The organism is Phaeobacter sp. JH20_26 (assembly GCF_048056275.1).
Classification (GTDB): Bacteria; Pseudomonadota; Alphaproteobacteria; order Rhodobacterales; family Rhodobacteraceae; genus Phaeobacter; species Phaeobacter bryozoorum.
The window spans coordinates 34,467-57,574 of the sequence record NZ_JAYMWL010000025.1; the positions used below are offsets into that span (position 1 = coordinate 34,467).

Here is a 23,108-nt window from a genome sequence, read left to right on the forward strand (position 1 = left end):
ATCGGGGTCGGCAAATGCGGAGCCGCTACTGCGGCTCTCCCATGATATCATATGCGATGGCTTGCACGATGGGCCGCGCCTCATCGGCGGACATGCCGGTGCGCAGGCGTGGATCGTACAGGATTTTCAGGAGTTTCTCATCCTGGCTGGTCAGCAGCGCAAATTCGTCGTCATCGTTGAAGATCGAGGGGCGCGCCTGCGGGCTGTCGTTGCGCAGGCCAAGGCCCTGGGCAACTTCCTCGTGGATACAGCTGCGCCGCGCCAGATCCGGGTGCTCGGCGCGGATAAGCGCGACCCCGCGCATATAGGACGATGGATCCGCCTGCAGCCCCCCGGCGCGCACCAGACAATAGTAGCTCTGCGGCGGGTTGGCAAAAACCTCTAGGTCGGCGTCGCTGATCGACGGCAGGATCTCCCGCACGCGGCCGGCGACATAGGCGCTGTCGTCGGCGCCTGCAAAAATCACGTTGAAATTGGCGCGCGCACGGCTGGTGGTGGTGCTGATCGGATGGCCGGTGATCCGGGCCAGACGGGCGGCATAGGCATCAAGGGTGGCGCGATCCGTCTGCTGCTGTTCAGCGCTGACCGAGGGGCCAAAATCGGCCCGCAGACGCACCGGCCCGTCCCAGCGCCCAAGCGCGCCGGAGGTGCGCAGATTGCTGCTGCCATATTCGTCGTAAAAGGCGATCTGCTCAAAATTCCGGCGCAGATCATCGGCGTCATAGGGCGTCTCCGGCCCGCCCCCATCGGTCCGCAGCAGCCCGCGTGTCAGCAGGTCCTGCTGGAGGGCGCTATAGTAGCGGGCCAGCCGCTGGCTCTCGGCGGAGGGCGGCTTGGGCTGCGGGGCGAGATTGGCCGGGCGTGTCGGCGGCACCAGCGAGGTGCGCTGAGCGAGGGGATCGCATCCCATCAGGAACGCAGTCCCGGCCAGCGCGCCGACAAGCACCGGCACCAGCCGTCGCCTTCGGGCGCGCTGCGATATCGGCGCGGCTGCGGTCATGCGGTGCCGGGAACCGCCGTGGCGGCGGTATCGCCGACCCCGTCGCGCCGCGCCTTTGCCGAGGCCAGCGTGTCGCGCAGCTCCGCTTCCATCTTCTTCAGCTCCGCCTCGGCGGCGGCGCGCTTGGCCTTGCCCTCATCGGCGATCTGAAGGCTTTCCTGAATGGTGCCGATCAGATCCGCATTTGCCTGTTTCACCGCTTCGATATCAAAGACACCGCGCTCCATCTCCTGTCGGATCATCTTGTTGCTTTCGCGCAGATTGGCCGCGTTGGAGGTCAGCAGCTCATTGGTGAGGTCATTGGCATCGCGCACCGCCGCCGCCGCCTCGGCAGAGCGCTGGATGGTAACAGCCTGTGCCAGCTGGGTCTCCCAGAGCGGCACGGTATTGACCAGCGTCGAATTGATCTTGGTCACCAGCGATTTGTCATTCTCCTGCACCAGCCGGATCGACGGCAGCGACTGCATCGTCACCTGGCGCGTGAGCTTCAGATCATGCACCCGACGTTCCAGATCGTCGCGGGCCGCGCGCATGTCACGCAGCTCCTGCGCGCGCATCACCTGATCGGCCTCCGGTGCGGCGGCCACTGCCGCCTCCAGCGCCGGGATTTCCTTGCTGTCCAGTTCGGCCAGCTTGGCCTCACCTGCTGCAATATAAAGCGCCAGTTCGTCATAGAAGCTCAGCGTCTTGGCATAAAGCAGATCCAGAGACTTGATGTCTTTCAGCAGCTGATGCTCATGGCCAAGCAGATTGTCGGTGATGCGGTCGATCTGGCCCTGCACATCCTCAAACCGCGCGGTGAACTTCGCAAAGGGCGCAGCGCGACCCAGCAGCCGCTCCCAGAAACTGCGCTTGCGGCGCACATCCAGTTCGGACACCGAAAAGCCCCGGATCGTGGTGACGATATTGCGCAGCGAATCGCCGGCAGGACCGACATCCTTGTTGCGCACATCGGTTAGCATGGCCTGGCTGATCTGTTGCAATTCAGCCTGCGCACCGGAGCCGAAGTTGATGATCGAGTTGCTGTCGGACATGTCGATCTGCGCCATGCGCGACTGGATGTCTGCACTGGTGGCGGCGTCGGCCTGATCCAGCGACTGGATTTCGGCCGTCGGTTCCGGCAGTGTGATCGCGGTGATTTCGGAGATCAGCTGAGCCTCCTGGGCGGCTTTCGTCTGGGTCGTCTTGGACATGTCGAAGTTCCTTATGGCTGTGTCAGCGGGGGTCCAGGTGAACGCCCTCGCGCTGCAAACGGTCCCGCAGCACGTCGATTTCAACGGTCAGATCGGTGCGGTCCTCCAGCAGCATCTTGCGGGTGCGGGCGGCAAAGTTTTCCTCAAGGTCGCGCAGCAGCGCCAGATAATCCTCGCGCGACCGGGGGTCGCCACTGCGCGTATAGATATCGGCAAACTTGATCGTGGCGTCGCGCGCGCCCATCAGATAGACGGTCAGATAGCGCCGCGCGCCGGTCAGGTCGCGGGGGTCTTCCTCAACCGTGCGGAAGAGATCGCGCGCCACCTCCTGAAAGGCCTCAACCCGCTGTTCGACCTCGCGGTCACGGGCGCGCAGAGCAGCATCCTTCATGGCCGAGAGATAGGTTTCCGCCTCTTCGACGACACGGGCGACCCGGTCGCGCTGGAAATCGTCGATGCCCTCGGCGCCCTTGTCGCGCAGGGGATCAAGCCCAAAGGCCGCCAGATGCAGGCCGCTCGCCGCTGCGGCATAGATCAGCGCCGTCAGCGCGCCGGGGTCCTGCCGCCAGGCGGCAAACAGCGCGCCGACACCGCAGAGCAGCGCGGCGAGGATCTTGCGGGGGAGGGCAGGGCGACGGGCGACCTTGCGATCGTCATAAGCGGCCTCGGCCCTCAGCCCGTCGCGCAGCAGATAGGCCGATCCGGCCCATGTCGCGGCCGCAAGCAGCCCAAAGGCGAGACCCGCAGCCCCCGAAAAAACGGACATCAGCGCGACCAGACCGGCAGGCAGCGCCATCAGATTGGCGCGTGCTCCGACCGGATCGACGCGGGCATTGCGATAGCTGCCAGAACTGGAGCCCGCGCCGCCCGACGCCGGTTCATCGGCGGCTTTCCGCTCTTGTTCGTCGGGACTGTATTTGCCGCCAAAACGCCGCGCCATGCGATCAGCCTCCGACCAGCCAGCCGGTTGCCAGACCGATCATCAGGATCAGCAAGGCCACAAAGGCGAGTTTCTGCACGTTTATTCCCCCGAGATGAGCGCTCCAAGCAATTGGAAACTTAGGATATGCAGCGCCATCTTGCTAGGGGGAAGTCTCAGGCCTTCGCCGCAGGACCGTCTTTGGCGGTGGCTCAGCGCCGGGGCGGTTTGCCGCCACCGCGTGGGGCTGAACTGCGACCCGCATCACGGCCAGCTCCGCCGCCTGCGGGTTTGCCGCCGAATTTTCCGGTCGGTTTGCCTGTCGGCTTGCCAGTCGGCTTTCCGGTCGGTCTGCCGCCCGGCGTCTCCGTGCTGCGACCCGCCGGTTTTCCGCCGGGCTTTCCGGCGAACCGGTCAGCGGGTTTGCCCTTGCCTGAAAATTTGCCGCCGGACGCGCCGCCAGGACCGGACCGGCCGGCGGGCCGGGCGCCTGAACGCTCTGCGGATTTGTCGCCAGAGCGGTCCGAGCCTGCAAATGAACGGCCCGCCGGTTTTCCGGCAGGTTTTCCGGCAGGTTTTCCGACGGGCTTGCCGCCTGGTTTTGTCGCTGGTCTTGCGCCGGCTTTCGTCGCTGGCTTGCCCGCCGGTTTCGCGGCACCGGGGCGCTGTCGTACCGGGCGGCCTGGGCGCTTGGGCTTGTCGTCTTCCTCGGTCTCGGGACCGGTCAGACCCAGCTGATCGCGCACCACACGCGGACGCAGCTCCTCGACTTCGCCTGGCTTCAGATTGCCCAGCTGGAACGGCCCATACGACAGGCGCAGCAGGCGGTTCACGGTGAACCCGATATCCTCAATGGCGCGGCGGATCTCCCGGTTCTTGCCTTCGCGCAGGCCAATGGTCAGCCAGGCGTTTGCGCCCTGCTGACGATCCAGCGCGACGGTCATCGGCTGAAATCTCTCTCCCTCGATCACGAGCCCCTGACGCAGCGGTTCAAAATCGCTGTCCTTCGGTCGGCCGTTGATCCGCACCCGGTAGCGGCGCAGCCAGCCGGTCGACGGCAGCTCCAGCTGCCGCTTGATGCCGCCGTCATTGGTTAGCAGCAGCAGCCCCTCGGAGTTGAGGTCAAGCCTGCCGACCGTCATCACACGGGGCATGTCCTCGGGCAGCTCATCAAAGATGGTCCGGCGGTCCAGCTCGTCGCTGGTGGTGGTCACCAGCCCCGCTGGTTTGTGATACATCCACAGGCGCGGCGGCTCCGGATCCTGCATCGGCATGCCATCCACCACGATCCGGTCCTTGCCCAACACCACATTCAGCGCCGGGCTGTCGATGACCTTGCCGTTCACGGCGATACGCCCTTCGGCGATCATCTTTTCGGCCTCGCGCCGCGATGCAACACCGGCGCGCGACAGCACCTTTGCGATGCGGTCGCCGTCCGGGCTCTCGCCGGTTGCGGAGGGGGCGGTCGGTTTCTTGCTGGCGCGGGCTGGTTTCGCCGCTGCGGGGCGCTGGCCCTTGGGGGAGGATGGTGTTTTGCTCATACCTGAGGCCATAGATCATTCCGCGCGGTTGCGAAAGCTCCCATTCTGGGGCAGGGAGAGCTATGCCGTTTCGTTCTCATATGGATATTGCGCTTGCCGAGGCGCGCGCAGCCGCCGCGCGCGGCGAGGTGCCGGTGGGCGCCGTGCTGATCGCGCCGGATGGCCGTGTCGTGGCACAGGCGGGCAATCGCACCCGTGAACTGAACGACCCCACCGCCCATGCCGAGGTGCTGGTGATCCGTGCGGCCTGCGCCGCCGCCGGGTCCGAGCGGCTGACCGGTCACGACCTTTACGTGACGCTGGAACCCTGCGCGATGTGCGCGGCGGCGATTGCTGCCGCCCGCATCGGGCGTGTTTACTACGGGGCGTCCGATCCGAAATCCGGTGGCGTCGCCCATGGTGCCTGCGTGTTCTCGCACCCGCAGGCTCATCACGCGCCCGAGGTTTACGATGGCATTAGCGCAGAGCCGGCCGAAACCCTGCTGAAGGAGTTCTTTGCGGCGCGTCGCGCCGGGGACGGTTGACCGCGCTGATTTCCTGCCCGTAGCGTGGCGGCGCGGCGGGCCAGCAGATGAGCGGCCTGCACTGCCGAAATGGGGGGGGCGAGTGATGAGCAAGGAATATCTGGCAGATGACGGGCAGCTGCGCTGTGGCTGGGCTGGATCCGCGCCCGAGTTTCTGGCCTATCACGATCAGGAATGGGGCTATCCGGTGGCAGATGATCGCCGCCTGTTTGAAAAGATCTGTCTGGAGAGCTTTCAATCCGGCCTGAGCTGGCGGACCATTCTGGCCAAGCGGGAGAACTTCCGCGCCGCCTTCCATGGTTTTGACTGGGACCGCGTGGCGGAATTTGGCCCGGCAGATGTGGAGCGCCTGTTGCAGGATGCAGGCATTGTCCGCCATCGCGGCAAGGTCGAGGCGGTGATCAACAATGCCCGGCGCGCGCAGGAGCTGGTCAGGCAGGAGGGCTCGCTGGCGGCGTTTTTCTGGCGGTTTGAACCCGGTCCCGATGCGCAGGTGCCGCCGCAGACGGCCTCTATCACGCCGCAGTCCATCGCGCTGTCAAAAGAGCTGAAGAAACGGGGCTGGAAATTTGTCGGCCCCACCACCTGTTTTGCCTTCATGCAGGCGATGGGGCTGGTCAATGACCACGCGGAGCATTGCATCTGCCGCGCGCAGGCGGCCAGGGCGCGCGCCAGCTTTCAATCCCCGGCCTTATCCGGCGGCGAGTGATAAGGCCGCACGCGTGATCTTCGCGCTTTTGAGGTCAGCGCGCTACCAGGCTTTCGCGCGTGCCCGCGCCGCCCCGGCCGGGGCGGCGCCACGCCCAACGGGACCGGATCTGCACCGCAGGCCGGGGTCCGGGCGGGAGCCTGTCGGCTAGACGTCGATTACGTCCAGAACCTGCGGCTCGATCACCGTCACATCCGGCAGCGCCGCGGCCAGTTTCTCGGCGCTCTGCTCAAGGATCGGGAACGTGCGGTAGTGGCAGGGGATCACGGTCTTGAAGTTGAAATACCGTGTCGCCGCATAGGCCGCCTGCGCCATATCCATGGTGAAATGCCCGCCCGCGCTCAGGATGCCGATGTCGGGTTTGTAGTAATCCCCCATCCAGTCCATATCGGCCATCAACCCGGTATCGCCCGAGATATAGAGCGTCTTGTTTTCACTCATCAGCATGTAGCCGACTTCGCTGCCCCCGGTGCGCAGCCCGTCCTGGGTGGCAAAGGTCGAGCTGTGCGAGGCAGGCACCATCGCCAGTTGCGGCCCGTCCAGATTGACAGTTCCGCCTTTGTTGAAGCCGATGGTGGTGACCTCCTCGGTCTCGCCCCAGATGCCCATCAGGTCATATTGCCCCACAATCGGCACGTCCAGGCGTCGCGCCAGCGCCAGCACGTCGATCGCATGGTCGAAATGCGCATGGGTCAGAATGATATGGGTGGCGCCGGTGATCGCGGCGTCATGCTGGTCCTCGGCGAGCATGGGATTGCCGGTGAGCCAGGGATCGACCAGCAGAACCTGCCCTGCGGTCTCGATGCGAAAACTGCCATGGCCCAACCAGATGATCTTCATGTTCTGTCTCCCTCAATACTGTTACGATCGGCCCCGCTGGCGCATCGTCTTGGCCTAAGCCTATCGCGCTTGGTGCAAAAATCCACTCGCCCGCGCTCCGTCACGCCGATTTCACCGGGGTTTCGCGCCGCCACAGGCTTGCGGCGGCGGCGGTGCGGCGGTAAATGCGTCCTAACACGAGATGAGGGTTTCCATGTCGATTGACCAAAGCACCGCCGCAAAAGTGGCCAAACTGGCCCGTATCAAGGTCGAAGAGGACGCGCTGCCAGCACTGGCGGATGAGTTCAACACCATCCTCGGCTTTATCGAGCAGCTGAACGAGGTGGATGTTGAGGGCGTCGAACCGATGACGTCGGTGACGCCGCAGCGCCTGAAACGCCGCGTCGACGAGGTGACCGATGGCAATCAGCAGGACAAGATCCTGGCCAATGCCCCCGATGCCCGCGAAGGGTTTTTTGCAGTGCCCAAGGTGGTTGAATAAGACATGACCGAACTCAACAAACTCACCCTGTCCGAAGCCCGTGACGCATTGCGCAAGGGCGAGACCACCTCTGTCGAGCTGACCGAGGCCTGCCTCAAGGCCATCGAGGCCGCAGATGCCCTGAACGCGTTTGTGCACAAGACACCCGAAATCGCGCTGGAGCGCGCCAAGGCAGCAGATGCACGGATCAAGGCGGGCGATGCGCCCGCCATGTGCGGCCTGCCGATCGGCATCAAGGACCTGTTCTGCACCAAAGGTGTCGCCAGCCAGGCCGCCTCCGGCATTCTGGAAGGTTTCAAACCCGAATATGAATCCACCGTATCGCAGCAGCTGCAGGATGCAGGCGCTGTCATGCTGGGCAAGCTGAACATGGACGAATTCGCCATGGGCTCGTCCAATGAAACCTCCGTCTATGGTAACGCGGTCAGCCCCTGGCGGCGCGGCAATGATACTGCCGAGCTGACACCGGGCGGCTCCTCCGGCGGCTCCGCAGCGGCCGTGGCTGCGGATCTGTGCCTTGCGGCCACCGGCACCGACACTGGCGGCTCGATTCGCCAGCCGGCCGCCTTTACCGGGATCACTGGCATCAAGCCCACCTATGGGCGCTGCTCGCGCTGGGGGGTGGTGGCCTTCGCCTCCTCCCTGGATCAGGCGGGCCCGATGACCAAATCGGTGCGCGATGCAGCAATGATGCTTGAGGCGATGTGCGGCCACGACCCCAAGGACAGCACCAGCGCCGATCTGGCGGTGCCGAACTTCGAGGCGATGCTGACCGGCGATATCAAGGGCAAGAAAATCGGTATCCCGCGTGAATACCGCATGGATGGAATGCCCGGTGAAATCGAGAAACTCTGGTCCGAAGGCGCCGAGATGCTGCGTGCCGCCGGGGCCGAGATCGTCGATATCTCCCTGCCGCACACCAAATACGCCCTGCCTGCCTATTACGTGATCGCCCCGGCCGAGGCCTCCTCCAACCTCGCGCGCTATGACGGTGTGCGCTATGGCCAGCGCGCGGCGCTGGAGGCGGGCGATGGCATTACCGAAATGTACGAAAAAACCCGCGCCGCAGGCTTCGGCCATGAGGTACAGCGCCGCGTTATGGTGGGGACCTATGTTCTCTCGGCCGGTTTCTACGACGCCTATTACAACCGCGCCCGCAAGGTCCGCACCCTGATCAAGAAAGACTTCGAAGACGTCTTTGCCCAGGGCATTGACGCGATCCTGACCCCGGCGACACCTTCGGCCGCCTTTGGCCTCGGCGAAATGATCGACGCGGATCCGGTGCAGATGTATCTCAATGACGTCTTTACCGTCACCGTGAACCTCGCCGGCCTCCCCGGCATTTCGGTTCCGGCCGGTGTTGATGCGCAGGGCCTGCCGCTGGGGCTTCAGCTGATTGGCCGCCCCTGGGAAGAGGGCGATCTGCTGAATACGGCCTATGCGCTGGAAGGGGCCGCCGGTTTTGTGGCCAAGCCGGCCCAATGGTGGTAAACCCTGTCCTGATCTGAGCAGAACCAACAGGTGGTGATCATGCGTCTATTCCGGTCCATCTTGGCGACCAGCAGTCTTGTGCTGCTGGCTGCGTGCCAGCCTCCGGTGCCTGAAAGTGGCCCCGAGGCCGGATTTGGCTCCAGCCCCTTTGACCGGGCACCGGCGACAGGCACCACGATTAATGGCGATCCGCTGGTGCCGCCGGTCCGCGTCGCAGCCGCAGGCAGCAGCGACGATATTGCCCGCGAAACCGCCGCGGCCCTCGCGGCTGCACGCGGCAACTCGGGCACCGCACCGATCGAGGCCAGCCCGTCAAACCCGGCACCGGCCCTTGCAGGCAATCCGCGGATCTCCGACGAGAATGATTTCGATGCGGTCGCCTCGCGCCAAAGCATCGAAAGCGATGCCGAGCGTCTGGCCCGTCAGCGCGCCCAGTATCAGGTGGTCAGCCCCACCGCAGTGCCCGAACGCAGCGGCGACCGCGATCCCAATATCGTACGCTATGCGCTCAGCACCTCCAACCCGCGTGGGCAGCGGATCTATTCACGCTCCGGCTTCAACCTGGCGGCCCGCTCCTCGCGCAACTGCGCCGGATTTGCCTCGCCGGAACTGGCCCAGATTGCCTTTCTCGAAGCGGGCGGCCCGAAACGTGACCGCCAGGCGCTTGATCCCGATGGGGACGGCTACGCCTGCGGCTGGGATCCAGCGCCCTATCGACTTGCGGTGCAGAACTGAGGCGGCTGGCGCCTCATGACACCTCCGCCGACCTCTGCTGACACCGGGACGGATGCCATCTGGCACCCCAGTCCCAATTTCAATGCGCGCCGCCATGATCTGACGCCGCATCTGGTTGTGCTGCATTACACCGCGATGGACAGTGCCGAGGCCGCATTGGAGCGGCTCTGCGACCCGCGGTACGAGGTGTCAGCCCATTACCTGATCGCCGCTGACGGACGGCTGTGGCAGATGGTCAGGGAGGCCGACCGCGCCTGGCATGCCGGCGCCGGGGAGTGGTGCGGGCAGGAGGATATCAACTCCCGCTCGATCGGGATCGAATTGGACAACCGGGGCGATCATCCGTTTTCCGCAGCCCAGATGAACCGGCTGGAGGAGCTGCTGCGGGCTGTGCTGTTGCGCTGGCGGATCCCGGCCTCCGGTGTGATCGGGCATTCCTGCATGGCGCCGGGGCGCAAATGTGACCCGGGCGCCCGCTTTGACTGGGCGCGGCTGGCCAGACAGGGGCTCACCAGCGCCGTGCCGGGTGCTGCGGCGCGGCCAGAGACCGACGTCGGGATGGACCGCTTTCGCGCTCTGGCGCGGCGGCGTGGCTTTACGGCGGATGTGGATGACGCCACCCTGCTGCAGGCGGTGCGCCTTAGATTCCGGCCATGGCAGACCGGTCCCTTGACCGACAGGGACGTCCTGCCGCTGCTGACCGATGCGTCCCGGACAGAGGCCTGAGCGAGGCTCTGCCTCGCGCTCCGGGATATTTGACGCCAGAAGATAGAGAGCGTCCCGGCATCTTCTGGCCGCAAATATCCTGGGGGTGAGCGCCGCAGGCGCGAGGGGGCAACGCCCCCGGTGCACTATCCGCTTGACCTTGGGCGCAGTAGTTTCTACCCCAACCCCTGCGCAGAGGGCCGGACGGCCGCGGGGGGCCGCAAGGCGTCGCGAGGAAAGTCCGGACTCTACAAAACAACGGTGCCGGGTAATGCCCGGGCAGAGCGATCTGACGGAGAGCGCCACAGAAAACAGACCGCCCATGTGCGCCTGCCTGTCAGGTGATCCCATGTGGGTAAGGGTGAAACGGTGGGGTAAGAGCCCACCGCGCCGCTGGCAACAGGGGTGGCACGGCAAGCCCCACCGGGAGCAATGCCAAATAGGACCCCCGCGCGGGCCGGTCGGCGTCAGCCGATACCGCCGCTAGGCATGTTTTGGCCAAGAGGGGTCGGGTTGGCAGCTGGAGGTGCGCAGCAATGTGCATCCTAGATGAATGGTCGTCGAAGGGGCCCTGGCCCTGGAACAAAATCCGGCTTACAGGCCCTCTGCGCAAAATATCCCCTCGAATCCTATTGACTCGCGGGGTGGTGCAGGTAAAAGCGCACGCTCATATAGGAATTTACCGAGAGGCCCCTGCCTTTTCGGACGCAGGAGAATACCATGGCGAAGCCGACCACAATCAAGATCCGCCTGAACTCGACCGCGGGCACGGGCCACTTCTACGTGACCAAGAAAAACGCACGCACCATGACCGAGAAAATGGTTGTGCGTAAGTACGACCCGGTCGTGCGCAAGCACGTTGAATACAAAGAAGGCAAAATCAAATAAGCCTCTTGGTGTTGCGCTGCCTCCGGCCGCGACACCGCCCCCGATATTCGGGACAGTAGATCAGAAGGGTCGCACCAGGGTGCGGCCCTTTTTCGTGTGGCCGCGCTGTTGCCTGACTGACCTGGCGCCACTGACCGGGCGCCGCTGGCCGGGCTGCCGGTCGCGCGCATTTTATGAAAATTCGGTAAATGAAAACACCGACGGTGCGCCGGATCGGCCCGAAAATGCCACATTTGGCCGTCACATATGTCTTGGGATGTGGGTGAGAGAGTGGGTCCGGGATGCAGCGCCAGAAGCGCGCGGTTTCGGAAGTTCACAGCACCACAGGTCGGCTCGGGGGAGCGACCATGACAGGAGGCGACGGTGGGGTCGCCTCCTGTTTTTCGTTGTGGTCGCAGATTAGCCGCGCCACTCGGCCATGACCATCACAGGCAGCAGGCCCATACGCTGCATCAGCGCCGCAGAGGCGATGTTGAAGGAGGCGTAAGTGGTGGCGATCACCGGAACGCCCTTGGCCGCCACAGAACGCTTCATATCGGTGATCAGCGCGGTTGCGACACCCATGCGCTGCCAGCTCTTGGCGACGGCGACATGGTGCAGCATGGCGCGGGTCTCGGCCCTGCGGACGGGGAGGGCAGGGCGCTCCTCGATGCCATAGATGACATAGCCCATGATCCGCCCCTGCGGGCTGACGGCGGCGCGGGCGGTCAGGCTTGGCTCGCTCAGCCATGTCTCAAGCCAGCGGGCCAGCGCTGCACCATCAGGATCGGCCGGGTAGCGGTCAGGCTGGTGGGTGACATGCAGCGCGTGCAGCTCTTGCAGCAGCGGGACAATGCGGTGCGCCTCTTTTGGGGCGATATCAATCAATCTCATCGGGGTCTCAAATTCGTTGCGTGACATGTCCCGGCCGCAACGGCAGCGCGGGCAAAGAAAAAGGGCGGATCGTGATGATCCGCCCCGGTCTTGGTTGGCTCTGGAAGGTGTCGCGTTATTCGCGGTTTCCAAGCAGCTGGAGCAGCATCATGAACATATTGATGAAGTCCAGATAGAGGCTCAGCGCGCCCATGATCGCGGATTTTGCCAGCCATTCCTGGTCGCCCATATGGGCGTGCTGGAGATAGTCGTTCTTGATCCGCTGGGTGTCATAGGCGGTGAGGCCCGCAAAGATCAGCACGCCGATCACCGAGATCGCAAAGGCCATTGCCGACGACGCCAGGAAAATGTTGACGATAGACGCCACGATCAGGCCGATCAGGCCCATAATCAGGAAGGCGCCCATGCCGCTGAGGTCCTTCTTGGTGGTGTAACCCACCAGCGACAGGCCCGCAAAGGCGATGGAGGTGATCAGGAACACCTGCACGATGCTTTCGCCGGTGAACACCAGGAAGATCGAGCTGATCGACAGGCCCATCACGGTGGCGAAGACGTAGAACAGCAGCTGGACGCCCGCGGCCGACATGCGGTTCGCGGCGGCGCCGATGCCAAACACAAAGGCCAGCGGGGCAAACATGATCACCCACTTCAGCGGCGAGGCGTAAAGCGCATAGCCGATGCTGGTCAGGTATTTATCGGCGCTCAGCTGGGCTGCGGCATTGGCCGGATCGGAGGTCACCGCCAGGCCGGAGATGGCCCAGGCAGCCAGAAATGTAATGAATGTGCCCACGGCCATGGTGCCGTAGACCTTGTTCATATGGGCGCGCAGGCCCGCATCGATCTCCGCAGAGCGTGCGCCCGCTGTGGACCGGATGGTGTCAAACTGTGCCATGTATCATGGTCTCCGTCTCTAAACTCCCTCGCGCAGTTTCCCTGCTGCGTGCAGAGAGCTGGCGTTCCTCGCAAATATCGGGTGAAGCGAGGCGCGGTTCAAGGCCGTAGACCGAAGTTTCGGTGGAATTATCGACAAAAAACCTGGGATGTTTGGCGAGGGCTTGCACAGAGCCAGACCAAAGTGTTCCGGAAACGGGTCCGCGCCCCCTCTGAGATCACCCTGAGGCAGTTTTCACAACTTGGGCGTGCGGTTCTGTAGGTGCTGTCTGGCGACCCTGTTGCAGGCTAACATCATGAACCCACAAAAGACGCACAAAGATTCCATCTTCACGGCATCGCCACAGGTGGCCGCCGGTCGTGCGTCGGCGACACCTCCGGTGACGGTCCCAGATAGTTCCTTGACTCCCAACCTTGATCCTGGGGCAGACTGTTGGGGGTGCAAAAGGCCCGCAGCGCGGACCTCTTTTCGTATTAGGCTTGGTGTGAGCCTTGTCGGCGCGTCGCCTTTAGCGGGTCCAGCTGCTCGGCGCGTCCCAGATCGGGCGGCGGGCCTCTGCCTGGGCTTCGGTCTTGCTGATGCCCATGTCGTCCAACGCGCTTTGATCAAGCGTGGCCAGCATCCGGCGTTCGCGCCAGATGGCGAGGCGTTGGGCAACGGTTGCGAGGAACGAGCGGCGGGGCGCGCAGGCGCAGTTGCGCAGGCTGTTGTCCATATAGGTCATGATTTTTGTCCTTTTCTGGAACTCTGATGGGGTTACGGTGTCTGATCAATTCTATTGATGTATATGGCGGAGTGTGATTGATATGGAAAACGAATGTTTATGATTTGAACCATCAAGGATTGTGATGATGCGAAACCTCGATATCACCACGCTGCGCTCGTTTGTGGCGGTTGCGGACAATGGCGGGGTGACCCGCGCGGCCGGTTTTCTGCATCTGACCCAATCGGCGGTCTCCATGCAGCTGAAGCGGCTGGAGGAGCTGTTGGGCCTGCAACTGCTGGACCGTTCTGGCCGCACCATTGCGCTGACCGCATCGGGCGAGCAGCTGCTGGCCTATGCGCGGCGGATGGTGGCGCTGAATGACGAGGTGATCGGGCGACTGACCGATCAGGCCTATGAAGGTGAAATCGTTCTTGGGGTGCCGCATGACATTGTCTACCCGGCGATCCCGCAGGTGCTACAGCGTTTCAATGCGTCGTTCCCACGGGTGAAGGTGCAGCTGATCTCCAGCTATACCCGCTCTTTGAAAGAGCAGTTTTCGCGCGGTGAATGCGATCTGATCCTGACCACCGAAACCGCCACCTCGGAAAACGGCGAAACGCTGGCCAAACGGCCGCTGTGCTGGATTGGTGCGCCCAATGGATCAGCCTGGCGGCAGCGCCCGCTGAAACTGGCCTTTGGCCGCTATTGCACCTTCCGGCCCAAGGTGGTGAGCGCGCTGGACGCCGCCGGGATCGCCTGGGAAATGGTGGTGGAGACCGATAGCGACCGCACCATCGAGGCGACGGTCAGCGCCGATCTGGCGATCCACACCATGATCGAGGGCACCGAGCCGCCGCATCTGCTACAGATCGACCACGGTGGCAGCCTGCCGGATCTGCCGATCCAGCTGATCAACCTCTATGGGGCAGAGACCTCTGGCTCGCCGATGGTGACTGAACTGGCCTTTCTGGTGCGGAAGGCCTTTCGCAACATCAGTACCCCGCTGGCGGCGGCGCAGTCCCATTGGACCGCAGCCTGACACCTGCGCCCTAACGATCGCGCCCTGCGGTTGCCCTGCACGGCGGCGGCTGCCGTCGCCTAGGCCTCTGGCCGGATCATGATCACCACCTTGCCGGTGGCTTTGCGGTTGCGCAGCAGCTCCAGCCCTGCGTCAGTCTCCTCCAGCGGCAGGCGGTGGCTGATGTGTGGGCGCAGCGAGCCGTCACGATACCAGTCGATCAGCCGCGCGATGGCGCCCCTGACCACCGCCGGGTGGCTCTTCAGGTAGCCGCCAAAGTAAAACCCGATAACGCTGAGGTTCTTCACCAGCAGGTGGTTCGCCGGGATCTGCGGCACCTCGCCGCCGGCAAAGCCGATGGGCAGCAGCCGCCCGCCCGGGTTGGTAGACCGAAAGGCCGCTTGCCAGACATCGCCGCCAATCGCCTCATAGACCACATCGGCCCCGCCCAGATCCTTGACCGCCTGCCGCAGATCCTCGTCGGCGTCGATCAGATGATCCGCGCCCGCCGCCTTGGCCACGGCCAGCTTCTCGGCTCCCCGCGCATGGGCGATCACCCGCGCGCCCAGACGTTTGCCGATTTCCACAGCCGTCAGCCCGACACCACCGGCAGCGCCGGTGACCAGCAGGGTTTCCCCCGGCTGCAACCGCGCACAGTGATCCAGCGCGACCAGTCCGGTGCCATAGGTGATCTGAAACGCAGCCGCATCGGCAAAGGACATCTCGTCGGGGATCCGCGTGACGCGATCGGCCGCAAACACCCCGGCCTCCGCCAGCCCGCCCTGACCGGAAAACACCGCCACCCGATCGCCAACCGCCAGCCCCTCCACATCAGGGCCAAGCGCCTGAATGACGCCCGCCAGTTCCAAACCGGGAATAAATGGCAGGTCCGGCGTATCCTGATATTTGCCACGGAGCAGAAGAAGATCGGCAAAGTTCAACCCACAGGCGTGTATTGCAACTGCAACTTCTCCGCTTCTCGGTGATCCCACGTCAACTTCTGCGATAGTCGGGGAAATGTCAAAACTGCTGACACTGTAGGCGCGCATATCATTTTTCCATATCTGGCATGGGGTAAGGTGATTCTGAATGGCCAAACCATGCCAGATTCGCCTTCAGATCACCTCACTATTTATGGGGAGGTGGAGAACATGTGTAAAACATGCAAAAAAGTGAAATAAAATTGGTACATGAAATCATGCGTTTGCCGCACAGGTGCTGACCCCGGCGAGAGTGAACGCTTGAATTCAACCGTTAAGGTCGTACACTCAACTCCAATGGGAGCGCCTTGTCGTTTGTCCAGAAACCCGTCGGGTTTTTTGGCAACATTGGCACCACGCGGTATTTGCCGGGTGGGCGGGGGTTTAAAAAGGCGGTTAGGGTGGCACCCAGTTTTGTAAATCTTAGGAGAAACGCATGGCTCATCCAGTGGACGTGCACGTGGGGAAACGTATCCGGCATCGCCGGTGGCTCATCGGCATGACGCAACAGCAGCTCGCAGAGCTGGTTGGTATTAAATTTCAACAGATCCAGAAATATGAAACCGGTGCAAACCGGGTCAGCGCCTCCCGGCTCTGGGATATTTCCGACGCGCTCAGCGTGCCGGTCAGCTTCTTTTTTGAAGGTCTGCAAGATGATGATGCCCCGGCATCGGACAAGGCACGCGTGCCTGACGATCTGATGGGCGACAAGGAGGCATTGGATTTGGTGCGCTCCTACTATGCGATTCCTGAAAACCAGCGCCGTCGTCTGTTCGAACTGGCGCGCGTGCTCAGCGACGCAGCCTGATTTTCCCGCCTCAAGTGGGGGCTTGGGGCTTGAAATATGCGCGGTTGAATGTCACCCCTTCGGGTATGACTTCAGCCGCGTTTTCAGATCTGGACGTTGCCCATCGGATGGCCGATGCCGCACGTCAGGCGATCCTGCCCTATTTCCGCTCAGCCGGGCTGCAATCCGACAACAAGCTGGACGAAGGTTTCGATCCCGTCACCATCGCCGACCGGGCCGCCGAACAGGCGATGCGCGCGGTGCTTTCGCAACTCAGGCCCGACGACGGCATCCTCGGCGAGGAATACGGCGAGACCCGTGGCCAGTCCGGGCGCATATGGGTGCTGGACCCGATCGACGGCACCCGTGGCTTTATCAGCGGCACCCCGACCTGGGGGGTGCTGATTGCCCTTGGCGATGCGGATGGCCCTTTCCTCGGCATCATTGATCAACCCTATATCGGTGAGCGGTTCATCGGCACGCCCGAGGGGGCCAGTCTGACCGGCCCGCTGGGGGAGGTCGCACTCAGCACCCGCAAGACATCGGATCTGTCGGCGGCCACGCTGTTCACCACCTTTCCCGAAGTCGGCAGCGCAGCGGAACGCGCCGCCTTCCAGCGGGTCGCCAGCGAAGTGCAGCTGACCCGCTACGGGATGGATTGCTACGCCTATGCGCTGCTGGCCGCCGGGCAATGTGACCTGGTGATCGAGGCCGGGCTCAACGCCTACGACATCCAGGCGCCGATCGCGGTCATCGAGGCCGCCGGTGGCGTGGTGACCAACTGGCAGGGGGAGCCTGCGCATGAGGGCGGTCAGGTCCTGGCCGCAGCCACCGCCGAGCTTCATGCCGCGGCGCTTGCCCTGATCCGCAAAACCACTTGAAACGACCTCGGGCAATCCATTAGGGTTCGGCCACGCGCCGAGTCCTTTGCCCATATTCTGTCGGCGCGCCATCACACTTCTGAACCGAAATGGGCGGCCTGACGGAGTGTGACCTGTGCCTGAAATTCTGATCGAAGATGTTGATATCGCGCTGACAATGGATGATCAGCGCCGCCAGCTGACCCATGCCGATCTGCGGATCCGCGACGGCGTGATCGCCGAGATCGGCAGCGATCTCACCACAGAGGGCGAGCGGATCAGCGGCCGGGGCTGCGTGGTGACCCCGGGCCTTGTGAACACCCATCATCATCTCTATCAGAATCTCACCCGCGCGGTGCCCGGCGCGCAGGACGCGCTGCTGTTTGGCTGGCTCAAACGGCTCTATCCGATCTGGTCGGCCTTCACCCCGGATGACATCCATGTCTCCGCCCAGCTGGGGCTGGCCGAACTGGCCTTCTCGGGCTGCACGCTCACCTCCGATCACCTCTACCTCTATCCCAATGGCACCCGGCTGGAGGACAGCATCGAGGCGGCGGGTGATATCGGTCTGCGCTTCCAGCCGACGCGCGGCGCCATGAGCATCGGCGAAAGCGCGGGCGGCCTGCCGCCGGACAGTCTGGTCGAGGAGGAACGCGCCATTCTCGACGATATGATCCGCGTCGTGGACCGGTTCCATGACCCCGCCGAAGGCTCCATGTGCCGGGTGGCGCTGGCGCCCTGTTCACCGTTTTCCGTCAGCCGCGAACTGATGCGCGACACTGCGCTTCTGGCCCGCGACAAGGGGGTGATGCTGCACACCCATCTGGCCGAAAACGACGAGGATATCGCCTATTCCATGGCGCAGTTCGGCTGCCGCCCCGGCCAATATGCCGAAGATCTGGGCTGGACCGGCCCTGACGTCTGGCATGCCCATTGCGTGAAACTGGATGCCGGGGAAATCGACCTCTTTGCCCGGACCGGAACCGGCGTTGCCCATTGCCCCTGTTCCAACTGCCGCCTTGGCAGCGGCATCGCGCCGCTGCGCGCCATGCGCGATGCGCAGGTGCCGGTTGGTCTCGGCGTGGATGGATCGGCCAGCAATGATATGGCCAGCCTGATCAGCGAAGCCCGTCAGGCGATGCTCTTGCAGCGGGTCGCACAGGGGGCTGATGCCATGAGCGCCTATGAGGCGCTGGAGATTGCCACCCGTGGCGGCGCGGAGGTGCTGGGGCGGCGCGATGTCGGCCAGCTGGCGGTGGGCAAACGTGCCGATATCGCGATCTGGGACGTGACCGGCATCGCCTCCAGCGGCAGCTGGGATCCGGCGGCGCTGCTGCTGGCGGGGCCGGCGCAGGTGAAACATCTCTTTGTCGAAGGGCGCCAGATCATCCGCGATGCCATGCTGGCGACCGTGGATCTGCCAGACCTTCTTGAACGGCACCAAAAAGCCACCACACGGCTGATGCAGCTGGCCTGACGACAGCTGGCCTGACGCAGCTGACCAGATCGGCGACAGCGCGCGGCGCTCATCTTCTGGCCCGAAATATCCCCGCCGGAGGCAGAGGCGCATCAGCGCCTCTTTCCCCCTCGGTGCCCGGCTCAGCTGCGCGCGCCGTTGATCCAGACCTCGGTCACCGCGCGGTCATCGCCCATCATGATGGTGGCAAAGACCGCCTCCCAGAGATCGCGCGCCCCCGCGCAGCGCTGCGCAATCGCCGGGGTCGAGGCCAGATCCAGGACCACCAGATCGGCCTCCATGCCGGGGGCGAGATTGCCGATCTGGGCCTCCATGCGCAGCGCGCGGGCCGAGCCTTGGGTGGCCAGCCACAGCAATTGTGCAGCATGCAGCGGCGTGCCGCGCAGCTGGCCGATTTCATAGGCGGCCGCCATGGTGCGCAGCATCGAGAAACTTGAGCCACCACCGGTATCCGTCGCCAGACCAATGCGTTGCCCCTCAGCCATCAGCCCGGCCATGTCGAACAGCCCAGACCCGATGAAGGTATTGGAGGTTGGACAATGCACCAGCGCGGCGCCAACCTCGCGCAGGCGGGCGCGCTCGCGGTCTTCTAGATGGATCGCATGACCGTAGAGGCCACGTTCGCCCAGCAGGCCAAATTGCTCATAGGTGTCCAGATAGTCCCGGGCCTCGGGAAACAGCGATTTCACCCAGGCAATCTCGTCGGTCTGCTCGCTCAGATGGGTCTGCATCAGGCAGTCTGGGTGCTCGGCCCAAAGCGCACCCATCGCCTCCAGCTGTTCGGGGGTCGAGGTGGGCGAGAACCGTGGCGTGATCGCATAGGACAGCCGGTCCACCCCATGCCAGCGGCCAATCAATGCAGCGCTGTCGTCATAGGCCGATTGCGCGGTGTCGCGCAGGCCTTCCGGGGCGTTGCGGTCCATGCAGGTCTTGCCCGCAACCACGCGCTGCCCGCGCGCCTGCGCAGCGCTGAAAAACGCCTCCACGCTTTCGGGGTGGATCGTGCAGTAGCTGCACATCGTGGTGGTGCCATTGGCCCGTGTCAGATCCAGATAGCGGCCTGCGATTTCATCGGCATAGCCACGGTCGCCAAAACGCATCTCCTCGGGGAAAGTATAGCTGTTCAGCCAGTCGATCAGCCGCTTGCCCCAGCTGGCAATGATCGCGGTCTGCGGGAAATGCACATGGGCATCGACAAAGCCGGCGAGGATCAGGTGGTCGCCATGATCCACCAGGCTGGCGGAGGGGTGGGCCTTGCGCAGCGCATCAGCCGCGCCCAGTTCCAACACCTTGCCACCACCAATCGCCACCGCTTCATGCAGCGTCGCCGCAGCCTCGGGGTGGTCGCCCTCAAACGGGTCTCCCGCAAATGACAGGACCTGCCCCCGTAAGATAAATTCTGCCTGCATCCAACGCGGTCCTTTCTTGCCAAACTGCGATGCGCAGGATACGCGCAGCGACATCGACGGTAAATTACGTCATTGTCATTGTTTTTCGGTAACAGCTTCTTTTATTCCAGAAGCAATCACCAAAAGGGGCCTCGGAATGATCGCAGATGACCAAAAAGAGCCAGTCGATGCCACATTCGAGGATGCCTACGAGCTGGACCGCAAACGGGTTGCCCAGATTCTGGAGGCGGTGGAGGCCGATGACCAGCCTCAGCTGACCGAGCTGATGGAGCCGCTGCACGCCGCTGACATCGCCGACCTTCTGGAACAGATCAGCGCCTACGAACGTGGCCGCCTGATCCGCCTTTATGACCGCGAATTCGACGGCGAGATCCTGTCGGAACTGGATGAATCGATCCGCGAAGAGGTGATTTCGCTGCTGGCGCCGCAGGTTCTGGCTGAGGCGGTGCGCGACCTCGAAAGCGATGATGTGGTCGACCTTCTGGAGGATCTGGAAGAGCCTCAGCAGGCGGCCATCCTCAATACGCTCGAAGATGCCGACCGGGTCGCGGTGGAGCAATCGCTGAGCTACCCGGAGAATTCCGCCGGCCGTCTGATGCAGCGCGAGGTGGTGATGGCCCCCGACCACTGGACGGTGGGGCAGGCGATTGATTTCATGCGTGAATCCGAACACCTGCCGGATCAGTTCTACCATGTGGTTCTGGTCGACCCGCGGCTGCACCCGGTGGGCAATGTCACGCTTGGCCGTATCATGTCCTCGAAACGGGAGGTGCGGCTGAGCGAGATCGTCGAAGACACCTTTCAGATCATTCCCGCCGATCAGGACGAAGAAGACGTCGCCTATGCCTTCAACCAGTATCACCTGATTTCGGCGCCGGTTGTCGATGACGAGGGGCGGCTGGTCGGTGTCATCACCATGGATGACGCCATGATCGTGCTGGATGAGGAACATGAAGAAGACATCCTGCGTCTGGCCGGTGTCGGTGAGGGCAGCCTGGCCGACCGGGTCATGGCCACAACGAAGCAACGCTTTCCCTGGCTGGCGGTGAATCTGGCAACGGCGATTCTGGCCTCGCTGGTGATTGCCCAGTTCGAGGCGACGATTGCGGAATTTGTGGCGCTGGCGGTGCTGATGCCCATTGTGGCCTCGATGGGTGGCAATGCCGGCACCCAGTCGCTGACCGTGGCGGTGCGCGCACTGGCCACCCGCGACCTCACCGGCTCCAACGTCTGGCGGGTGATCCGGCGGGAGGTCCTGGTGGGGCTGGTGAACGGCCTCGCCTTTGCGCTGATCATGGCCGTTGTCGGCATCCTGTGGTTTGGCTCACCCATGCTCGGCGTCGTGATCGCCGTCGCTATGGTGATCAATCTGGTCGTCGCAGGGCTGGCGGGGACAGCGGTGCCGATTATTCTGGAGAAAATCGGCGTCGACCCGGCGCTGGCCTCCGGCGCCTTTGTGACGACGGTCACGGATATCGTTGGTTTCTTTGCCTTTCTCGGGCTGGCCGGGGTGTTGCTGCTCTGATCCTGCCCGCTGTTGCCGCCCGTCCGGGTGGTGTTCACTTGCTTTGACAGGAGCCGCATCATGGATGACCTCACCCGGATCAAGGCCGACGCCCGCAAGGCGGCCTTTCAGCGCCGCAAGGCCGCCTTTGACATGAATAAACCCGGTGTCGCGGGGCATCTCTCGGAGGTGCTGGCAGGCTATCGCGGCGTGCCGCTGTCGGGCTATATGCCGATCCGCACCGAGATCGACCCGCTTCCTGCGATGGCGGAAGCCGCCGCTCATGGCCCTGTTGGTGTGCCGGTGATCCAGGCCAAGGATACACCGCTGAACTTCAGCCGCTGGCAGCCTGATGGCGCGCTACGTGACGGTCCCTTTGGGGCAAAGGTGCCGGAGGTCGATGACTATTTCGAACCGGAAATCCTGATCGTGCCGCTGGTCGCCTTTGATGCGCGCGGCGGGCGGCTGGGCTATGGCGGCGGCTTTTATGACCGCACTCTTGAGCTGCTGCGGGCCAAACGTCCAAGCCTCGCCATCGGTTTTGCCTTTGACGCGCAGGAGGCCGAAAGCCTGCCGCTGGAGCCCACCGACCAGCCGCTGGACATGCTGATCACCGAAAGCCGGGTGTTGCAGTTCAGCTGACACCCGCTGCGACGGGCCAAGGGTTTGTCAAAAAACCTTGGCAAAACTTTTCAAAAAGTTTTGCACCCGCAACGCGGCTCTTGTCCTGAGCCTTGCAACGGCGTACCACGCGGCAATGCGACTATTATTTCTTGGCGATGTCATGGGCCGTGCGGGACGCAAGGCCATTTCCGAACACCTCCCGCAGATGCGCAAGGACTGGCGGCTCGATTTTGTCGTGGTCAATGGCGAGAATGCCTCAAACGGTATGGGGCTCAATGGCGAACACGCCAAGCTGCTGCTGGATGCCGGGGCCGATTGCCTGACGCTTGGCGATCATGCCTTTGACCAGAAGGACATGTTGCAGGCCATTGAGAAAGAGCCGCGCATCATCCGGCCGCTGAATTTTGCCAAAAACGCGCCGGGGCGCGGCTACCGGCTGTTCAATGCTCCGGGCGGGCGCAAGGTGCTGGTGGTGCAGGCGCTGGGGCAGGTGTTCATGAAACGGGCCTATGACGATCCCTTCGGCGCCGTTGAGGCGGTGCTGAAATCGCACCCACGCGGTGGGCTGGCGCAGGCGGTGATCGTGGATATGCACTGCGAGGCCACCTCCGAGAAGATGGCGATGGGCCATTTCTGCAATGGCCGCGCGTCGCTGGTGGTGGGCACCCATACCCATGTGCCGACGGGCGATGCGCAGATCCTGTCGGAGGGCACCGGCTATCTGACCGATGCTGGCATGTGCGGCGATTACAACTCGGTGATCGGCATGGAGAAAGCCGAACCGATGCGCCGTTTTCTCACCGGCATGCCCAAGAACCGCTTTACCCCGGCCGAAGGCCCGGCAACCCTGTCGGGTGTTTTTGTCGAAACCGATGATCGCACCGGGGCGGCCAAATCGATCCGCATGATCCGGGTCGGCGGCCTTCTCGAGCAGGCAACTCCCTGACGCTGG

The 23,108-nt window shown here is 63.6% G+C and carries 24 protein-coding genes and 1 other RNA gene; 15 read left to right on the top strand and 10 right to left on the bottom strand.

Annotation, left to right across the window (positions count from 1 at the left end; genetic code table 11):
• Nucleotides 1–25: 25 nt before the first annotated feature.
• The 4 genes from VWY60_RS18175 to VWY60_RS18190 all read right to left on the bottom strand — a co-directional run bounded on the left by VWY60_RS18175 (nucleotide 26) and on the right by VWY60_RS18190 (nucleotide 4,653).
• Nucleotides 26–910 (bottom strand): DUF2927 domain-containing protein, encoded by an 885-nt coding sequence (locus VWY60_RS18175; RefSeq protein ID WP_416541432.1) that lies wholly within the window; start codon nucleotides 908–910, stop codon nucleotides 26–28.
• An 86-nt stretch (nucleotides 911–996) separates the two neighbouring features.
• Nucleotides 997–2,193 (bottom strand): toxic anion resistance protein, encoded by a 1,197-nt coding sequence (locus VWY60_RS18180; RefSeq protein ID WP_416541361.1) that lies wholly within the window; start codon nucleotides 2,191–2,193, stop codon nucleotides 997–999.
• 22 nt (nucleotides 2,194–2,215) lie between these two features.
• A complete protein-coding gene (locus VWY60_RS18185) occupies nucleotides 2,216–3,133 on the bottom strand; it encodes a 5-bromo-4-chloroindolyl phosphate hydrolysis family protein (RefSeq protein ID WP_416539062.1) in 918 nt (305 codons plus the stop codon).
• 191 nt (nucleotides 3,134–3,324) lie between these two features.
• Complete coding sequence (locus VWY60_RS18190) at nucleotides 3,325–4,653, bottom strand: pseudouridine synthase (RefSeq protein ID WP_416541362.1); 1,329 nt, start codon at nucleotides 4,651–4,653, stop codon at nucleotides 3,325–3,327.
• Between the two features lie 62 nt (nucleotides 4,654–4,715).
• Between VWY60_RS18190 and VWY60_RS18195 the strand changes: the two genes are divergently transcribed.
• Nucleotides 4,716–5,177, top strand: a complete 462-nt coding sequence (locus VWY60_RS18195) for a nucleoside deaminase (RefSeq protein ID WP_340546073.1) — start codon at nucleotides 4,716–4,718, stop codon at nucleotides 5,175–5,177.
• Nucleotides 5,178–5,262: 85 nt separating this feature from the next.
• Nucleotides 5,263–5,886 (top strand): DNA-3-methyladenine glycosylase I, encoded by a 624-nt coding sequence (locus tag VWY60_RS18200; RefSeq protein WP_416535089.1) that lies wholly within the window; start codon nucleotides 5,263–5,265, stop codon nucleotides 5,884–5,886.
• Nucleotides 5,887–6,033: 147 nt separating this feature from the next.
• Here VWY60_RS18200 and VWY60_RS18205 read toward each other — a convergent pair whose 3' ends face one another.
• Nucleotides 6,034–6,726 (bottom strand): metal-dependent hydrolase, encoded by a 693-nt coding sequence (locus tag VWY60_RS18205; RefSeq protein WP_416541363.1) that lies wholly within the window; start codon nucleotides 6,724–6,726, stop codon nucleotides 6,034–6,036.
• Between the two features lie 193 nt (nucleotides 6,727–6,919).
• On the opposite strand from VWY60_RS18205, the gene gatC reads away from it, so the two are divergent.
• The 6 genes from gatC to rpmG all read left to right on the top strand — a co-directional run bounded on the left by gatC (nucleotide 6,920) and on the right by rpmG (nucleotide 11,026).
• Nucleotides 6,920–7,207 (top strand): Asp-tRNA(Asn)/Glu-tRNA(Gln) amidotransferase subunit GatC, encoded by a 288-nt coding sequence (gene gatC / locus VWY60_RS18210; protein ID WP_008561736.1) that lies wholly within the window; start codon nucleotides 6,920–6,922, stop codon nucleotides 7,205–7,207.
• A 3-nt stretch (nucleotides 7,208–7,210) separates the two neighbouring features.
• Nucleotides 7,211–8,698, top strand: coding sequence for an Asp-tRNA(Asn)/Glu-tRNA(Gln) amidotransferase subunit GatA (gatA, locus tag VWY60_RS18215; protein WP_340546070.1), 1,488 nt, complete (start codon nucleotides 7,211–7,213; stop codon nucleotides 8,696–8,698).
• Between the two features lie 39 nt (nucleotides 8,699–8,737).
• Nucleotides 8,738–9,433, top strand: a complete 696-nt coding sequence (locus tag VWY60_RS18220) for a hypothetical protein (RefSeq protein WP_416541364.1) — start codon at nucleotides 8,738–8,740, stop codon at nucleotides 9,431–9,433.
• 15 nt (nucleotides 9,434–9,448) lie between these two features.
• A complete protein-coding gene (locus VWY60_RS18225) occupies nucleotides 9,449–10,159 on the top strand; it encodes an N-acetylmuramoyl-L-alanine amidase (RefSeq protein WP_416541365.1) in 711 nt (236 codons plus the stop codon).
• A 171-nt stretch (nucleotides 10,160–10,330) separates the two neighbouring features.
• Nucleotides 10,331–10,751, top strand: an RNA gene (gene rnpB, locus VWY60_RS18230) — RNase P RNA component class A.
• Between the two features lie 107 nt (nucleotides 10,752–10,858).
• A complete protein-coding gene (gene rpmG / locus VWY60_RS18235) occupies nucleotides 10,859–11,026 on the top strand; it encodes a 50S ribosomal protein L33 (RefSeq protein ID WP_007814563.1) in 168 nt (55 codons plus the stop codon).
• A gap of 399 nt (nucleotides 11,027–11,425) precedes the next feature.
• On the opposite strand, the gene VWY60_RS18240 is transcribed toward rpmG, so the two are convergent.
• The 3 genes from VWY60_RS18240 to VWY60_RS18250 all read right to left on the bottom strand — a co-directional run bounded on the left by VWY60_RS18240 (nucleotide 11,426) and on the right by VWY60_RS18250 (nucleotide 13,515).
• Entirely contained in the window at nucleotides 11,426–11,899 is a 474-nt protein-coding gene (locus tag VWY60_RS18240; protein ID WP_416541366.1) for a GNAT family N-acetyltransferase, read from the bottom strand.
• Between the two features lie 115 nt (nucleotides 11,900–12,014).
• Nucleotides 12,015–12,791, bottom strand: a complete 777-nt coding sequence (locus VWY60_RS18245; RefSeq protein ID WP_340546067.1) for a Bax inhibitor-1 family protein — start codon at nucleotides 12,789–12,791, stop codon at nucleotides 12,015–12,017.
• Nucleotides 12,792–13,299: 508 nt separating this feature from the next.
• The gene (locus tag VWY60_RS18250; protein WP_416541367.1) at nucleotides 13,300–13,515 is read right to left on the bottom strand and encodes a DUF1127 domain-containing protein; all 216 of its coding nucleotides are present in this window, start codon (nucleotides 13,513–13,515) and stop codon (nucleotides 13,300–13,302) included.
• Between the two features lie 127 nt (nucleotides 13,516–13,642).
• On the opposite strand from VWY60_RS18250, the gene VWY60_RS18255 reads away from it, so the two are divergent.
• The gene (locus tag VWY60_RS18255) at nucleotides 13,643–14,536 is read left to right on the top strand and encodes a LysR family transcriptional regulator (RefSeq protein WP_416535096.1); all 894 of its coding nucleotides are present in this window, start codon (nucleotides 13,643–13,645) and stop codon (nucleotides 14,534–14,536) included.
• A 59-nt stretch (nucleotides 14,537–14,595) separates the two neighbouring features.
• Here the strand turns inward: VWY60_RS18255 and VWY60_RS18260 are convergent, their stop codons facing one another.
• Nucleotides 14,596–15,564 (bottom strand): NADPH:quinone oxidoreductase family protein, encoded by a 969-nt coding sequence (locus VWY60_RS18260; protein WP_416541368.1) that lies wholly within the window; start codon nucleotides 15,562–15,564, stop codon nucleotides 14,596–14,598.
• Nucleotides 15,565–15,931: 367 nt separating this feature from the next.
• Here VWY60_RS18260 and VWY60_RS18265 point away from each other — a divergent pair, with 367 nt between their 5' ends.
• The 3 genes from VWY60_RS18265 to VWY60_RS18275 all read left to right on the top strand — a co-directional run bounded on the left by VWY60_RS18265 (nucleotide 15,932) and on the right by VWY60_RS18275 (nucleotide 18,619).
• Nucleotides 15,932–16,303 (top strand): helix-turn-helix domain-containing protein, encoded by a 372-nt coding sequence (locus VWY60_RS18265; protein WP_340546062.1) that lies wholly within the window; start codon nucleotides 15,932–15,934, stop codon nucleotides 16,301–16,303.
• Nucleotides 16,304–16,368: 65 nt separating this feature from the next.
• Nucleotides 16,369–17,163, top strand: a complete 795-nt coding sequence (gene hisN / locus VWY60_RS18270) for a histidinol-phosphatase (protein WP_416541433.1) — start codon at nucleotides 16,369–16,371, stop codon at nucleotides 17,161–17,163.
• A 115-nt stretch (nucleotides 17,164–17,278) separates the two neighbouring features.
• On the top strand, nucleotides 17,279–18,619 hold the full coding sequence (locus VWY60_RS18275) for an 8-oxoguanine deaminase (protein WP_416541369.1): 1,341 nt from the start codon (nucleotides 17,279–17,281) through the stop codon (nucleotides 18,617–18,619).
• Nucleotides 18,620–18,741: 122 nt separating this feature from the next.
• Here the strand turns inward: VWY60_RS18275 and guaD are convergent, their stop codons facing one another.
• The gene (gene guaD / locus VWY60_RS18280) at nucleotides 18,742–20,028 is read right to left on the bottom strand and encodes a guanine deaminase (RefSeq protein ID WP_416541370.1); all 1,287 of its coding nucleotides are present in this window, start codon (nucleotides 20,026–20,028) and stop codon (nucleotides 18,742–18,744) included.
• A gap of 136 nt (nucleotides 20,029–20,164) precedes the next feature.
• Here guaD and mgtE point away from each other — a divergent pair, with 136 nt between their 5' ends.
• The 3 genes from mgtE to VWY60_RS18295 all read left to right on the top strand — a co-directional run bounded on the left by mgtE (nucleotide 20,165) and on the right by VWY60_RS18295 (nucleotide 23,102).
• The gene (gene mgtE / locus VWY60_RS18285) at nucleotides 20,165–21,553 is read left to right on the top strand and encodes a magnesium transporter (RefSeq protein ID WP_416535100.1); all 1,389 of its coding nucleotides are present in this window, start codon (nucleotides 20,165–20,167) and stop codon (nucleotides 21,551–21,553) included.
• 60 nt (nucleotides 21,554–21,613) lie between these two features.
• On the top strand, nucleotides 21,614–22,174 hold the full coding sequence (locus tag VWY60_RS18290) for a 5-formyltetrahydrofolate cyclo-ligase (RefSeq protein ID WP_416541371.1): 561 nt from the start codon (nucleotides 21,614–21,616) through the stop codon (nucleotides 22,172–22,174).
• A gap of 115 nt (nucleotides 22,175–22,289) precedes the next feature.
• Nucleotides 22,290–23,102 carry a TIGR00282 family metallophosphoesterase gene (locus tag VWY60_RS18295; protein ID WP_340546057.1) on the top strand — a complete coding sequence of 271 codons (813 nt, stop codon included), beginning with the start codon at nucleotides 22,290–22,292 and terminating at the stop codon, nucleotides 23,100–23,102.
• Nucleotides 23,103–23,108 lie beyond the last annotated feature (6 nt).

Coding starts and splice junctions, on each gene's coding strand:
- VWY60_RS18205 (WP_416541363.1), bottom strand. CDS start 6,726: ATGAAGATCATCTGGTTGGGCCATGGCAGTTTTCGCATCGAGACCGCA.
- VWY60_RS18260 (WP_416541368.1), bottom strand. CDS start 15,564: ATGCGCGCCTACAGTGTCAGCAGTTTTGACATTTCCCCGACTATCGCA.
- VWY60_RS18185 (WP_416539062.1), bottom strand. CDS start 3,133: ATGGCGCGGCGTTTTGGCGGCAAATACAGTCCCGACGAACAAGAGCGG.
- gatA (WP_340546070.1), top strand. CDS start 7,211: ATGACCGAACTCAACAAACTCACCCTGTCCGAAGCCCGTGACGCATTG.
- mgtE (WP_416535100.1), top strand. CDS start 20,165: ATGATCGCAGATGACCAAAAAGAGCCAGTCGATGCCACATTCGAGGAT.
- VWY60_RS18265 (WP_340546062.1), top strand. CDS start 15,932: ATGGCTCATCCAGTGGACGTGCACGTGGGGAAACGTATCCGGCATCGC.
- VWY60_RS18195 (WP_340546073.1), top strand. CDS start 4,716: ATGCCGTTTCGTTCTCATATGGATATTGCGCTTGCCGAGGCGCGCGCA.
- hisN (WP_416541433.1), top strand. CDS start 16,369: ATGACTTCAGCCGCGTTTTCAGATCTGGACGTTGCCCATCGGATGGCC.
- rpmG (WP_007814563.1), top strand. CDS start 10,859: ATGGCGAAGCCGACCACAATCAAGATCCGCCTGAACTCGACCGCGGGC.
- VWY60_RS18180 (WP_416541361.1), bottom strand. CDS start 2,193: ATGTCCAAGACGACCCAGACGAAAGCCGCCCAGGAGGCTCAGCTGATC.
- VWY60_RS18250 (WP_416541367.1), bottom strand. CDS start 13,515: ATGACCTATATGGACAACAGCCTGCGCAACTGCGCCTGCGCGCCCCGC.
- guaD (WP_416541370.1), bottom strand. CDS start 20,028: ATGCAGGCAGAATTTATCTTACGGGGGCAGGTCCTGTCATTTGCGGGA.
- VWY60_RS18240 (WP_416541366.1), bottom strand. CDS start 11,899: ATGAGATTGATTGATATCGCCCCAAAAGAGGCGCACCGCATTGTCCCG.
- VWY60_RS18225 (WP_416541365.1), top strand. CDS start 9,449: ATGACACCTCCGCCGACCTCTGCTGACACCGGGACGGATGCCATCTGG.
- gatC (WP_008561736.1), top strand. CDS start 6,920: ATGTCGATTGACCAAAGCACCGCCGCAAAAGTGGCCAAACTGGCCCGT.
- VWY60_RS18220 (WP_416541364.1), top strand. CDS start 8,738: ATGCGTCTATTCCGGTCCATCTTGGCGACCAGCAGTCTTGTGCTGCTG.
- VWY60_RS18255 (WP_416535096.1), top strand. CDS start 13,643: ATGCGAAACCTCGATATCACCACGCTGCGCTCGTTTGTGGCGGTTGCG.
- VWY60_RS18200 (WP_416535089.1), top strand. CDS start 5,263: ATGAGCAAGGAATATCTGGCAGATGACGGGCAGCTGCGCTGTGGCTGG.
- VWY60_RS18190 (WP_416541362.1), bottom strand. CDS start 4,653: ATGAGCAAAACACCATCCTCCCCCAAGGGCCAGCGCCCCGCAGCGGCG.
- VWY60_RS18290 (WP_416541371.1), top strand. CDS start 21,614: ATGGATGACCTCACCCGGATCAAGGCCGACGCCCGCAAGGCGGCCTTT.
- VWY60_RS18245 (WP_340546067.1), bottom strand. CDS start 12,791: ATGGCACAGTTTGACACCATCCGGTCCACAGCGGGCGCACGCTCTGCG.
- VWY60_RS18295 (WP_340546057.1), top strand. CDS start 22,290: ATGCGACTATTATTTCTTGGCGATGTCATGGGCCGTGCGGGACGCAAG.
- VWY60_RS18175 (WP_416541432.1), bottom strand. CDS start 910: ATGGGATGCGATCCCCTCGCTCAGCGCACCTCGCTGGTGCCGCCGACA.